At 37.4% G+C, this 12,501-nt stretch carries 13 protein-coding genes; 3 read left to right on the forward strand and 10 right to left on the reverse strand.

Annotated elements, in window-relative coordinates; translation table 11 throughout:
* Positions 1-104 precede the first annotated feature (104 nt).
* The 6 genes from G9H60_RS05705 to G9H60_RS05730 all read right to left on the reverse strand — a co-directional run bounded on the left by G9H60_RS05705 (position 105) and on the right by G9H60_RS05730 (position 3,389).
* The gene (locus G9H60_RS05705) at positions 105-446 is read right to left on the reverse strand and encodes a hypothetical protein (protein WP_223143125.1); all 342 of its coding nucleotides are present in this window, start codon (positions 444-446) and stop codon (positions 105-107) included.
* Positions 443-790, reverse strand: a complete 348-nt coding sequence (locus tag G9H60_RS05710) for a phage holin family protein (protein WP_223143126.1) — start codon at positions 788-790, stop codon at positions 443-445. The genes G9H60_RS05705 and G9H60_RS05710 overlap by 4 nt, the downstream gene beginning before the upstream one ends.
* On the reverse strand, positions 791-1,174 hold the full coding sequence (locus G9H60_RS05715) for a TraR/DksA family transcriptional regulator (RefSeq protein WP_166374506.1): 384 nt from the start codon (positions 1,172-1,174) through the stop codon (positions 791-793). It abuts the gene before it with no gap.
* Between the two features lie 155 nt (positions 1,175-1,329).
* Positions 1,330-1,902 carry a nicotinamide riboside transporter PnuC gene (gene pnuC / locus G9H60_RS05720; RefSeq protein ID WP_223143127.1) on the reverse strand — a complete coding sequence of 191 codons (573 nt, stop codon included), beginning with the start codon at positions 1,900-1,902 and terminating at the stop codon, positions 1,330-1,332.
* Positions 1,899-2,549 carry an endonuclease III gene (gene nth / locus G9H60_RS05725; RefSeq protein ID WP_223143128.1) on the reverse strand — a complete coding sequence of 217 codons (651 nt, stop codon included), beginning with the start codon at positions 2,547-2,549 and terminating at the stop codon, positions 1,899-1,901. Before nth ends, pnuC begins: the two co-directional genes overlap by 4 nt.
* Positions 2,550-2,789: 240 nt before the next feature.
* Positions 2,790-3,389, reverse strand: coding sequence for an RNA polymerase sigma factor (locus G9H60_RS05730; RefSeq protein ID WP_223143129.1), 600 nt, complete (start codon positions 3,387-3,389; stop codon positions 2,790-2,792).
* A 228-nt stretch (positions 3,390-3,617) separates the two neighbouring features.
* On the opposite strand from G9H60_RS05730, the gene G9H60_RS05735 reads away from it, so the two are divergent.
* On the forward strand, positions 3,618-4,232 hold the full coding sequence (locus tag G9H60_RS05735) for a hypothetical protein (RefSeq protein WP_223143130.1): 615 nt from the start codon (positions 3,618-3,620) through the stop codon (positions 4,230-4,232).
* 351 nt (positions 4,233-4,583) lie between these two features.
* Here the strand turns inward: G9H60_RS05735 and G9H60_RS05740 are convergent, their stop codons facing one another.
* From G9H60_RS05740 to G9H60_RS05755, 4 genes are all read right to left on the reverse strand, one after another.
* Positions 4,584-5,318 carry a pyridoxine 5'-phosphate synthase gene (locus G9H60_RS05740; protein WP_223143304.1) on the reverse strand — a complete coding sequence of 245 codons (735 nt, stop codon included), beginning with the start codon at positions 5,316-5,318 and terminating at the stop codon, positions 4,584-4,586.
* A gap of 34 nt (positions 5,319-5,352) precedes the next feature.
* Positions 5,353-6,345, reverse strand: a complete 993-nt coding sequence (locus G9H60_RS05745) for an aspartate-semialdehyde dehydrogenase (protein WP_223143131.1) — start codon at positions 6,343-6,345, stop codon at positions 5,353-5,355.
* Between the two features lie 10 nt (positions 6,346-6,355).
* Positions 6,356-6,862, reverse strand: a complete 507-nt coding sequence (locus G9H60_RS05750; protein ID WP_223143132.1) for a hypothetical protein — start codon at positions 6,860-6,862, stop codon at positions 6,356-6,358.
* Positions 6,863-6,931: 69 nt separating this feature from the next.
* Positions 6,932-7,513 (reverse strand): 5-formyltetrahydrofolate cyclo-ligase, encoded by a 582-nt coding sequence (locus G9H60_RS05755; RefSeq protein ID WP_223143133.1) that lies wholly within the window; start codon positions 7,511-7,513, stop codon positions 6,932-6,934.
* A gap of 172 nt (positions 7,514-7,685) precedes the next feature.
* On the opposite strand from G9H60_RS05755, the gene ileS reads away from it, so the two are divergent.
* Together ileS and G9H60_RS05765 are read left to right on the forward strand one after the other, a co-directional pair.
* The gene (ileS, locus tag G9H60_RS05760) at positions 7,686-11,087 is read left to right on the forward strand and encodes an isoleucine--tRNA ligase (RefSeq protein WP_223143134.1); all 3,402 of its coding nucleotides are present in this window, start codon (positions 7,686-7,688) and stop codon (positions 11,085-11,087) included.
* A 6-nt stretch (positions 11,088-11,093) separates the two neighbouring features.
* Entirely contained in the window at positions 11,094-12,500 is a 1,407-nt protein-coding gene (locus G9H60_RS05765) for an MBOAT family O-acyltransferase (protein ID WP_223143135.1), read from the forward strand.
* Position 12,501: the final 1 nt, after the last annotated feature.

A 12,501-nucleotide genomic window follows, 5' to 3' on the forward strand; every position in this document is an offset into this window, starting at 1 on the left:
TGACAACTTTTAAAAAGTTGTCAAATCTTATGAATCTTATGATTAAACCTTACAGCCAAATCTTTTAGCCAAATCCAATTGTCAATTAAAATTACCAATTGGCCTTATTTTTCAGATCTAACTTCTTGGTTATTTTCTTCAAGTTGCTGAAGAAATTCAACTAACTTATCTTTTGCTAAAGAAAGAGCTAATGCTATCGCATAAGATTTAATAGCCCCGCCAATGAATGAACCACCTTCTTTAGCTTCTGATTTAGTTTTTTTCTCTGAGCCAGATAATAGTGAATACAATAAGTAGGAACCTAGTAAAACTCCACCTATGATTAAGGCTTGACTGCCTTTTTCTTTGATTTGTTGTTTAATTTCACCCACCTCTACTGAAAGTTCTTTTTCATAGATCTCTGCTTGGGCGATTAAATCTTCTTTTTTACTTTTTGCTCGGCTCATGATTCGATCTCTTCTTCGGTTGCTTGGGTGTCATCTTCTTCAACTTCTTTCTTTTTCTGTTTTTTGAGATTGCTCAATAAAATTAAACTGACAATCGTACTGAAGCCAGCCACTATCAGATAACCTATATATGCACTTTTTAACCAATCGTTTAAAAAGTTTGCCAAGCCCATTAAGGCAAAAAACAAGGTAATTAACACCGCAAATGCGGTCAAGAAAAAAGTGAATATTCGAGTCAATAGTTCTTCGATTCGTTCTTGGATGTCTAATTTCACCAATTCGAATTGTGTCTTGAGGTAATTACTCAAGAGGTCGATTAACCTATTGTTATCGAAAAATCCCATTTACTTTTGTTTTAGTTTAGCCTCAATCGAATGTTGCGTATGAGGTACTAAACGCAATCTTTCTTTGGAAATTAATTTTCCACTTTCCACACAAATGCCATAAGTACCATTTTTAATTCGCATAAGTGCCTTTTCTAGGTTACCTGCAAACTTTTGCTGACGAACAGCCAATTGGTTCATATTCTCTTTTTCAGCAGTATCGGCGCCATCTTCCATTACTTTAGAATTGCCTGCTGTATCATCTGTGCCAGGATCATTTTTTTTACTTAACGTTTCTCTCAGATACGTCAACTCGGCTTTTGTTTCTTCTAGTTTTTTAAGGATAATATCTTCAAACTCCTTTAATTCTTCTGCTGAATACCGTTGCTTTTCTTCGTTTCCCATGTTCTAAATAATGCTTAATCTGAATGTTGAATAAATATTTTGCTGTTGCAAGTATTTGTTAATCAGTGATTTAGTTTCGTTTCTTTTAATGGTAGCACAAATATAAATTTATCTAATTGAAATAGATAATTATTATATAAAATTGAATTAAATTTTTAAGATAGTAGATTCTTTTTCCATTGGTTTAGTCCTCTGATAGCCAGGAAGATAAACAAGATATATAGCACGCCGGTTCCCCATAATGCTTTCTGAAAATACATCAAAACATAGATGATGTCAATGATGATCCAAAGAATCCAATTTTCTATTTTTTTATTTATAGCTAACCAAGTTCCAAAAATACTTAGGCCTGTTAGTGTGGCATCTAAATAAGCAAAAGAAACTAAATTGCTTAGACGAGAATGTAGAAAGCCAACCACCAAGCCATAGGTTAAGGCAAATAGGACTCCGCCAAAAATTAGGCGATTACTGCTTTTTTCAGCTTTCCAATTTTGCTCTTCTTTTCTCCATTGAAAAAAGCCATAAATTCCCATAACTATAAAAAAGCCTTGTAATTCCATATCGGAATACAAGCCATTTTGGTAAAATAGTATACCAAAAAGCAGAGATCCTAAAATGTTCCAAATCCAAGCTGATAAATGCTGTTGAATGGAAAAATAGACTCCTAATATCGAGCAAAAAATTCCGCTAAATTCCCAGATATTGTCTTGAATCCATTGAATGATCATATTTTAGGCTTATTTTTTTCAAAGTAGGCACAAAAATGGCTGATCTGGCAAGTAGGGCACATAGGTTTTCTTGCCAAACAAATGTATCGACCATGTAAGATTAACCAATGGTGAGCGCGTGCAATGACTTCATCGGGTAAGTTTTTAACTAAGATTTGTTCCACTTTTAGTGGGGTGGTCGCAGTTTGTGGTACCAAACCTAATCTTCTGGATACTCGATAAACATGCGTATCTACGGCCATTGCGGGTTGGTTGTATATCACTGAAGCGATGACATTGGCTGTTTTTCGTCCTACTCCTGGTAGGGTCTGTAGATCTTCTAAAGATTCAGGGACCTCTCCTTGGAAAGAATCCATTAATTTTTGTCCCAAACCCAATAAATGTTTGGCCTTATTATTGGGATATGATACTGATCTGATGTAGTTGAATATTTCATCTACACTAGACTCTGCCAATTCTTTAGGACTTGGAAATCGATTAAATAAAGCTGGCGTGACTTGATTGATGCGTTTGTCAGTACATTGTGCAGACAATACTACCGCTACTAATAATTCGTAGGGATTACTGTAATGTAATTCTGTTTCTGCTTCTGGAAAAGAGCTCGAAAAATGATCTACAAATGCTTGAAATCGTTCTTTTCTTTGCATGAAAATGGCTTTCTACAAAGGTAAGAAAAATTTTAAGGCAGGATGCCCATCCATTAGGATTGAATGGGCATCTGATGCTTTGAGTAAGCTAAAATAGCTTCGATGGTTCTACTAGGGGGTTCTAGTAATGCATTGTCTAGTGACAATTTGACCTTTTGGAGGGAAGCCAATTCCGATTGGTCTTCCAAGCTTAAAACGGTTGAAAACCCTGGCTGGGGTTCGTAAAGGGTTTTGACTAGGTCATTTGGGGTAAAGTTTTGCGTCATAGGCATTCTCTTGTTTTTCTAGCATTTTTCTTAGGTTGATTAATGCATATCGCATTCTACCTAAGGCCGTATTGATGCTAACTTGAGTTTGTGCCGCTATTTCTTGGAAACTTAATTCTTCGTAATGACGCATCACAAGGACCTCTCGTTGTTCATCAGGCAGTTTTTTAATTAATTCTCTGATATTAACGATTTGATCCTCTTTTAATTGTATCTCCTCTGCAGAATCTTCTGCAAACTCAAAACTATTGAATACTTTTGATCCATCTTCTAAGACAATTGTCGGATACCTCTTATCTCTTCTGAAATAGTCGATGGCCAAGTTATGGGCTATTCTTACTACCCAGGGCAGAAATTTACCCTCTTCATTGTAGCGGCCCGACTTCAACACGTCGATTGCTTTAATATACGTTTCTTGCATAAGATCTTCTGCGATGTAGCGATCTTTAACAATTAAATAGAGGGTCGTGTAAACTTTTGATTTGCTTCTTTTAACCAACGTTTCAAACGCTTGGTCGTCGCCTTGGATGTACGCTGATACCAACGCTGCATCGTTAACTTGATTTTTGATCATAAAAATTCAAAATTGTTAACGTAGAGTTTTATCTCATGCAGGGTCTCCTATTGTTTGGTTGGCGAATTGATTTCGCTTCAAAAGTAAATAAAAGTTTTATAATTCAAAATCCTTCAAGCAAATTGATATAAAATTTTTAATATTAATTTTTCTCATTTCAAGGTTAAAAGAGTTATGCAAGCATCATTTTTTTAGTAGATTTGTCAAACAAACCAAAATGTAAACCCAATGAAAAAATTAAAAAATATTGCCATAGGACTATCGTTGGCATTTTTTGCTTTTACAGCTAATGCGCAGACTGCTGTTACCGATTATGCTGGTAATTATAAATTACAAGATAATCCATATGTGAAGTCAGTGAAATTGACATCTAAAGACGGAAAATTAGTCATGTCTGCAGAAGGTTTTCCAGATACTGAATTAGCAGCAGGTAAAAAAGCTGACGAATTTATTTTAGAAAGCATGGGTGCAACCATCACATTTGAACGTGTGAATGGTCAAGTGAGTGTAATTAAAATTGACGCACAAGGACAGGTTTTAGCTGGTCAAAAAGAAGCGGCAAAATCAGCAGGAGATGAATATGCTGGTTCTTTTAAAATGGCAGAAAATGAGTATGTAAAGAAAATTTTGATCGCAGCTAAGGAAGGAAAATTATTTTTATCTTCTGATTCAGGTGGTGCTGAACCAGCCGAATTAAAGCCATCTAAAGATGCTGATGTATATACAGCAACCATCCAAGGTTATGATGCAGATATTATCTTCTCTAGAACCGATGGAAAAGTAGCTGCCATCAAATTATCTGTTGGAGGTGGTGCAGTTGTATTGACTGGACAAAGAGACTAATTGAGATTTATTTCTCATCAAAAAGGGCAATCCATCGATTGCCCTTTTTTTATTGTCAGCCTGGCAGCTATATCTTGTAGCGTTTTCGATTAATACCTTGATAGCCAATAAATTAATTCGATTCTATCTTAGAAAATTGATATATCTCAATTTTATTTCTTGATGTAACGCAAGATGATTTCCCTTAAATATCCTCAATTTTGTATCACAAGGAACAGGAAATCAGCAAAGGCTGATTAGCTGATGATTAGCTAGGTGTTCTTACGAATGCCTAACCGCTTTTAATCGAGAATGATGAATTTTTTGGGTTCAATCATTTTAAAAGGATGTTTTTGTTGTTTAAGGGACGCTTTAAATAACAGAAATATCCTGAATCAATTGTCTTTTATATAGTTGAATCGTGTTTTCTAATCCATAATACAAGGCATCACTAATTAAAGCATGCCCAATGGACACTTCATCCAAGGGTTGAACATTGGCTTTAAAAAATGCTAAATTTTCCAAGCTTAAATCATGACCTGCATTAACTCCCAAGCCTACTTGATGGGCTCGAAAAGCAGCTTTTCGATAGGATGCAACAGATTGAGTAGGGTTATTAGGGAATTCTTCTGCAAAAGGTTCCGTATATAACTCTATTCGATCAGCCCCCGTGGTTTTTGCCGCCTCTACCATTTCTATAATTGGATCAACAAAAATCGAAGTGCGAATGCCTGCTGCCTTAAATGGAGCAATTAATTGAATCAATAAATCTTGATGTTTGACCGTGTCCCAGCCATGATTGGAAGTAATCTGACCCAGGGCATCGGGAACTAAGGTGACTTGCTCAGGTTTAACAGCAAGCACTAATTCAACGAACTTTGCTTCCAAAGGATTGCCCTCAATATTGAATTCCGTTTGAATGACTTTTTTTAAGGCATAAACATCGGCATATCGAATGTGTCTTTCATCAGGTCTTGGATGTACCGTAATTCCCTCAGCTCCGAATCGCTCACAATCTAAAGCCACCTGAATTAAATCCGGATTGTTACCTCCCCGAGAATTTCGGAGAGTAGCGATTTTATTAATATTTACGCTTAGTCTAGTCATGACATAAAAAAGGCCGGATAAACCGGCCATTTTATTAAATTAATTGATGCTTGGCCAAATATTCTGCAATCTGCACGGCATTGGTCGCTGCTCCTTTTCTTAAATTATCAGCCACAATCCAAAGATTTAAAGTATTAGGCTGGGTCTCATCACGTCGAATTCGTCCAACGAAAACTTCATCCTTTCCATGAGCCGTGATTGGCATAGGATATAAGAAGTTTTTAGGATCATCTTGTACAATCACTCCTTCTTCTTGTGCCAATAAACTTCTCACTTCATCTAAATCAAAATCGTTTTCGAATTCAATATTGACAGATTCTGAGTGACCACCAATGGTAGGAATACGAACAGTAGTAGCCGTTACCTGAATGGAGTCATCCATCATAATTTTTTTGGTCTCATTGACCATTTTCATTTCTTCTTTGGTATAACCATTATCCAAAAACACGTCGATATGCGGTAATACGTTTAAGTCTATTTTGTGTGGATAAACCTTGTCATATTCTGTTTTACCAGCACGCTCATTGAATAATTGATCCACGGCAGCTTTACCTGTACCAGTCACGGATTGGTAAGTAGAAACGACTACACGCTTGATTTTATATTTCTTGTGCAAAGGATTCATCACCACTACCATTTGAATGGTCGAGCAATTTGGGTTTGCAATGATTTTATCCTCTGGTGTTAATGTCGATGCATTAATTTCAGGAACCACCAATTTCTTGCTTGGGTCCATTCTCCATGCCGAAGAATTATCTACAACAGTAATTCCGGCTTCAGCGAATTTCGGTGCAATAGCTAGTGATGTACCTCCGCCAGCTGAGAAAATTGCTACGTTGGGTTTCATGGCAATAGCTGTGTCATAACCAACAACCTCATACTCTTTACCTTTGAAACTTACTTTTTTGCCGATTGAGCGCTCCGAAGCTACCGGAATTAATTCGCTAACCGGGAAATTTCTTTCCGCCAATACTTTCAAGATTTCGCCGCCAACTAAGCCTGTGGCGCCCACTACTGCAACTTTCATTGTATAATCGTTAAAATTGATAATTCCATGCTAATCCCATTGAAGCCCCTGAGCTTCCATGAGAATTGATTTGCAAACTGATTTTACTATCTGCTTGCGCTAATTCATTGTAGCGTTTCAAAGCTTTCTTGAAATGCTTAATGCTCACTGTACCCAAGTATAAGTTAAGGACAGCTGCACTTCCAACTACTGACCAATAAAAGCCATCAGATACCTGTCCTTTACTCAAAAAAGTGTACACAGAAAATCCTGTGGTAAAAGCAGAAATAATTTCTACACTTCTTTTTTGACGTTTATAAGTCAAAAATTCATAACTCACTTCTGGGTCTCTTGCTTCCAATAAGGGAATTTGCAAGGCCAGTGGACTTTCAATGATTTGCCTTTTATAGGTAAATTTTTTATTCCATCCTCCTTCTGTCTGTTCTATAGGATATAAATGAGGTTTTACTTCTTCTTGCCCAAATAATGTCAGGGTCAATAAACAAAAGGAAAACGACAGTAAAAGCCTGATTTTCACAGAAAAAAGTTTAAAGGAACGCAAAATTAGGGCTTATATCTCGAACAAGAAAGGATTTTTTGGACTAATTCAATGAATGGTATAAACTCTATCAGAGCTAATGACCACATCCAAAGGAATATCAAAAGCATGTAGGTCATCGATTTGCTCAACAGGTCCTTCCAAGCTTAGTCCAATTTTCAAACAATCAGGTGAACATTGTGCTAAAAATCGATCATAAAAACCTTTTCCAAATCCGACACGATGTCCTTGCAAATCAAAGCCCAAAAGCGGTACTAGTATGACTTCAATCGCTGAAGGTTTGACTTTTTCAGCAGATTTAGGATCGGGTTCCTTGATTCCCCAAGCAGATGAAATCCAAGAGGTCGAATCATTCACTAAATAAGCGCTCATTTTTCCATCTCCTTCCACTCTAGGGAAGGCCAATTGAAATTCATATGGAGCTTGGATAATCGTTTCATGAATTACTTGTGTATCCACCTCACGCTTTCCTTTAATGGATTGAAAACTAAGAACTAAAGTCCCCTTAGCAATGGATGAAAGGTAGTTAAGTACACGTTCATGCAATTGTTCATTACGCGTTTTCCATTCTTCCTGAGTCAAGGATTTTCGAAGGGCAAGGTGATTATTTCTTATTTCAAGTTTTTTCATATATCGACAAGAAACAAATTAGGAGAATAATGGCTTAAAATCAAAAGAAAAGCGCCAGCTAAATAAATCAGATTAATTGGATCGGGAAGGTGATGACATTACGATTTCAGCCCAAATTTTACTATTTTTGCCTCAATTTTGCCTAGCATATACTATTAAATCCCCTTTATACGTGAAATTCAAGGAATACAAAAATTTAGATTACGCGCAAGTTGCCGATGAGATTTTAAATTTCTGGAATCAAGAACAGATTTTTGAGAAGTCGATTTCCACACGTGCTGGTCATCCAAGCTTTACTTTTTATGAAGGTCCTCCTTCTGCTAATGGTACTCCTGGGATTCACCATGTCATGGCGCGCGCTATCAAAGATATTTTTTGTCGATACCAAACACTGAAGGGTAAACAAGTAAAACGCAAAGGCGGTTGGGATACCCATGGTTTGCCTGTGGAATTGCAAGTAGAGAAGGAATTAGGTATAACCAAAGAAGATATAGGTAAGAAAATCAGCGTCGAAGAATACAACCAAAAGTGCCGTGAAACAGTCATGAAATTTACGGGACAATGGAATGATTTGACTGAAAAGATGGGCTATTGGGTGGACCTTGAAAATCCTTATGTAACCTATCAGACGCCTTATATAGAGAGTGTTTGGAATTTGTTAAAGCGCCTGTACGACAAAGGCTTGCTTTATAAAGGCTACACCATCCAGCCATATTCACCTGCAGCAGGAACAGGCTTGTCCTCTCACGAATTGAATCAACCTGGTTGCTACCGTGATGTGAAAGACACCTCTTTGACAGCTCAGTTTAAGGCCATTCAGAATCAAAAATCACAATTTTTGTTTGAATTAAGTCAAGGTAATCCGGTCTATTTATTGGCTTGGACTACTACTCCTTGGACTTTACCTTCTAACTCAGCTTTGACTGCTGGGAAAGGGATAACTTATGTCCTTGTTAATACTTTTAATCCATATACTTTTTTACCTGTTCATGTGGTTTTAGCCAAAGATTTGGTAAAAAACTATTTTAATGCAACAGCTGAAAATGGGGATTTTGAAGCCTATGTAGCTGCTGAGAAAAAACCTCAAGCTATACCTTATCAAATCATAGGAGAATGTAAGGGAGCGGATTTAGAAGGAATAGAATACGAGCAATTAATGCCTTATGTACAACCTGCTACTCCAGCTTTCCGAGTTATTTTAGGGGATTTTGTGACCACTGAAGATGGAACTGGTATGGTTCATACAGCTCCGACTTTTGGTGCAGATGACTTCCGAGTTGCTCAGCAAAACGGTATTCCTGCCATCATGGTTTTGGATGCCAATGGCAAAGAAGTGCCTTTGGTGAATCGTCAGGGACAATTTGTAGAAGAAGTAAGTGATTATGCATTGGAGCCTGTTAAAGAAGCCTATCTGACAGAGGAAGAAAAGGAACAAGCAAGAATCAAACAAGGAAGAGATAAGTATTTATCCGTGGATGAGCGTATCGCCATTCAATTAAAAACGGAAAACAAAGCATTTAACGTACAAAAATTTGATCACCCATATCCACATTGCTGGAGAACGGATAAGCCTGTTTTATACTATCCTTTAGATTCTTGGTTTATCAAAACCACCGCTGTAAAAGATAAATTGATTGCTTTAAATCAAACCATTCAGTGGAAACCTGAATCCACCGGGACAGGCCGCTTTGGGAATTGGTTAGAAAATTTAGTGGATTGGAATTTATCGCGTTCGCGTTATTGGGGTACACCATTGCCGATTTGGAGAACGGAAGATGGTTCTGAAGAAATTTGTATTGGTTCTTTGGAGCAATTGACTTCTGAATTGGAAAAGGCTTTAAGCTCAGGAAAATTAAATGCTGATCAAGTCAAAGGAAACCAAGACTTTTTAGCTGCCATTCAAGCCGGCACAGCAGATCTTCACCGACCTTTTGTGGATCAAGTATATTTAGTGAGTGCTTCTGGTGCGGTATTATCTCGTGAATTAGATTTGATCGATGTCTGGTTTGATTCAGGTGCTATGCCCTTTGCTCAATGGCATTATCCATTTGAGAATCAAGAAGTATTTAAAGAATCTTATCCTGCTGATTTCATTTCGGAAGGGGTGGATCAAACCCGTGGTTGGTTCTTTACTTTACATGCTATTTCTAGCATGGTAGAAGATTCCGTGGCCTTTAAAAATGTTGTTTCTACTGGTTTGGTATTGGATAAAAATGGAAATAAAATGTCCAAGCGTTTGGGCAATGCCATTGATCCATTTGATACCTTGAAAAAGTATGGTGCCGACCCAACTCGTTGGTATATGATTACCAATGCTCAACCTTGGGATAACTTAAAATTCGATTTGGCTGGAATTACCGAGGTAAGAAACAAGTTTTTCGGCACTTTAACCAATACGTATAATTTCTTTGCTTTATATGCTAATTTGGACGGTTTTGATCCTGAAACAAATACCTTAGACGAGGCTAATTTAACAGAACTAGATCGTTGGGTATTATCTAAATTAATGCATTTAATTCAGGAAGTCGACGAAGCCTATGCCACTTATGAGCCTACCAAGGCTGGACGTGCCATCCAGGATTTTGTTTGCGACCATTTATCCAACTGGTACGTAAGACTTTCAAGAAGAAGATTCTGGAATCCAGAATCAACCGAGAAAGGAATAAACCCAGACAAGCAAGCTGCATATCAGACTTTGTACACCTGTTTAGAAACAGTAGCTCAATTGATGTCACCCATTGCACCATTTTATGGAGACTGGTTATTCAAAAATTTAAGTAATAAAGAATCTGTACACTTAACGGATTTTGTTCCAGTAAATCCTGCTTGGGTAAATCCGGAATTAGAAGCATCCATGGACTTGGCTCAACGCATTTGTTCTTTGGTTCACTCCATCCGTAAGGTGCATAAATTGAAAGTTCGTCAGCCATTGGCCCAAGTTTTAGTGCCTGTTTTACAAGAACAAGTTCGTGATCAAATTCGTCGAGTAGAGGATTTGATTAAATCAGAAGTGAATGTCAAGCAAGTTAATTATTTGGACGATGCCGCTGGGGTATTGAGTAAAAAAGTAAAACCTAATTTTAAGGCCTTGGGTCCTAAATTTGGTAAAGACATGAAGTTAGTAGCGGAGGCGATTAGCTCCATGACGGCGGAAAATTTACACGTGTTAGAAGCTCAAGGCTCTATTTTATTGAGTAATTTTTCCATTGAATTAGCCGACGTTGAGATTTTAACGGAGGATATGCCAGGCTACTTAACAGCCAGTGAATCAGGTTTAACCATTGCTTTAGATAGCCAATTAAGCCCTTCACTCGTACGTGAAGGTATGGCCCGCGAATTTGTAAATCGTATCCAGAATCTCAGAAAGGAGTCTGGATTTGATGTGGTGGATAAAATCAATATTGACGTATTAAAAGGTGATGTAGCATGGGAAGAAAGTATTCAGGAATTTGGTTCATATATCTGTCAGGAAGTTCAGGCTTTGAGCATTAATTGGAAAGATTCTTTGGATCAAGCCTCTGAAATTTCTATGGATGATACAACTTTATCAGTCAAAGTGACGGTTCATAAATAAGAAGCTATGGTATTCAATTCCTTGCAGTTTTTAGTCTTCTTTGGAATTATTACCAGTGCTTATTTTTTATTACAACCTAAGTTTCGTTGGTTCCTACTTTTAGCGGCCTCCTGTTATTTTTATATGGCATTTGTGCCCATGTATCTAGGTATATTGGGCTTTACTATCATCATCGATTATTTTGCAGGAATATACCTAGAACGCTTTCAAGGGCTGCAAAAAAAGCTTTTTTTAGCTGTGAGTTTGGCAGCGAACATAGGTGTTTTGGCCATTTTCAAATATTATCATTTCATAGACCAAAATGTAGTTTGGCTATCCGAGCAAATGGGTACGCACGTACAGCTTCCCGTGTTGGAAATGATATTACCCATCGGTTTGTCTTTTCATACCTTTCAAGCCATGAGTTATACCATTGAGGTGTACCGTGGACATCAAAAAGCAGAAAGAAATTTTGGGATTTACAGTTTGTATGTCATGTTCTACCCTCAGCTGGTAGCTGGACCAATCGAACGGCCTCAAAATTTATTGCATCAATTTTATGAAGTACACCGCTGGGATTGGAACCGAGTAAAATCAGGTTTGCTGCAGATGGCTGCAGGTATTTTCAAGAAAGTGGTGATTGCCGACCGCTTGGCTTTATTGGTAGATCCCACCTACGCGCATCTCCAAGATCAATCTAGTGGAGCCTTGGTACTGGCAGCTGTTTTTTATTCCTTTCAAATTTACTGTGACTTTTCTGGTTATTCCGATGTGGCTATTGGTGCTGCCCGTGTCATGGGTTTTAAATTGATGGATAATTTTAATGCCCCTTATTTTGCTAAATCCTTACCTGAGTTTTGGCGCCGCTGGCATATTTCACTTTCTACTTGGTTCAAAGATTACGTGTATTTTTCTTTAGGAGGAAATCGAGTTTCTGTTCCCAAATGGTATTTCAATATCATGGTAGTATTTGTACTGTCTGGTATTTGGCATGGAGCCAGTTGGAATTTTGTGATTTGGGGAGCATTACATGGTATTTTTCAAGTCATTGGATTGAGTATCAATCGAGTATTTCCTAGTTTAGCTGCGGAAGCACAAAAGCAAGTTTGGATTCAATGGGCTTACCGATTATTCACTTTTATTTTGGTGACTTTCGCCTGGGTGTTTTTTAGATTAAACCATTTTAGTGAAGTAAAGCTATTCTTTCAAACGCTCTTACATGGTAAATCAGACAGTTTACCTCTTGACCTAAACGTACCTGAACTTGCGCTGTCCTTGGGTTTAATTATCTCTTTATGTTGGTGGGAATATAGACGAAAAATTTTAGGTCGAATTCAGAACTGGCCCTTTTTATTCCAGTTTAGTTTATTGGCATTGGCCATTTATTTTTTAGGAGTATTTAGTTTGAAACAATTTATCTACTTCCAATTCTAAC

It is taken from the genome of Aquirufa aurantiipilula, assembly GCF_019923745.1.
Lineage (GTDB): Bacteria > Bacteroidota > Bacteroidia > Cytophagales > Spirosomataceae > Aquirufa > Aquirufa aurantiipilula.

Excerpts from the sequence above, each read along its gene's own strand:
- G9H60_RS05705 (WP_223143125.1), bottom strand. The coding sequence starts at position 446 with ATGAGCCGAGCAAAAAGTAAAAAAGAAGATTTAATCGCCCAAGCAGAG.
- G9H60_RS05710 (WP_223143126.1), bottom strand. The coding sequence starts at position 790 with ATGGGATTTTTCGATAACAATAGGTTAATCGACCTCTTGAGTAATTAC.
- G9H60_RS05715 (WP_166374506.1), bottom strand. The coding sequence starts at position 1,174 with ATGGGAAACGAAGAAAAGCAACGGTATTCAGCAGAAGAATTAAAGGAG.
- pnuC (WP_223143127.1), bottom strand. The coding sequence starts at position 1,902 with ATGATCATTCAATGGATTCAAGACAATATCTGGGAATTTAGCGGAATT.
- nth (WP_223143128.1), bottom strand. The coding sequence starts at position 2,549 with ATGCAAAGAAAAGAACGATTTCAAGCATTTGTAGATCATTTTTCGAGC.
- G9H60_RS05730 (WP_223143129.1), bottom strand. The coding sequence starts at position 3,389 with ATGATCAAAAATCAAGTTAACGATGCAGCGTTGGTATCAGCGTACATC.
- G9H60_RS05735 (WP_223143130.1), top strand. The coding sequence starts at position 3,618 with ATGAAAAAATTAAAAAATATTGCCATAGGACTATCGTTGGCATTTTTT.
- G9H60_RS05740 (WP_223143304.1), bottom strand. The coding sequence starts at position 5,318 with ATGACTAGACTAAGCGTAAATATTAATAAAATCGCTACTCTCCGAAAT.
- G9H60_RS05745 (WP_223143131.1), bottom strand. The coding sequence starts at position 6,345 with ATGAAAGTTGCAGTAGTGGGCGCCACAGGCTTAGTTGGCGGCGAAATC.
- G9H60_RS05755 (WP_223143133.1), bottom strand. The coding sequence starts at position 7,513 with ATGAAAAAACTTGAAATAAGAAATAATCACCTTGCCCTTCGAAAATCC.
- G9H60_RS05765 (WP_223143135.1), top strand. The coding sequence starts at position 11,094 with ATGGTATTCAATTCCTTGCAGTTTTTAGTCTTCTTTGGAATTATTACC.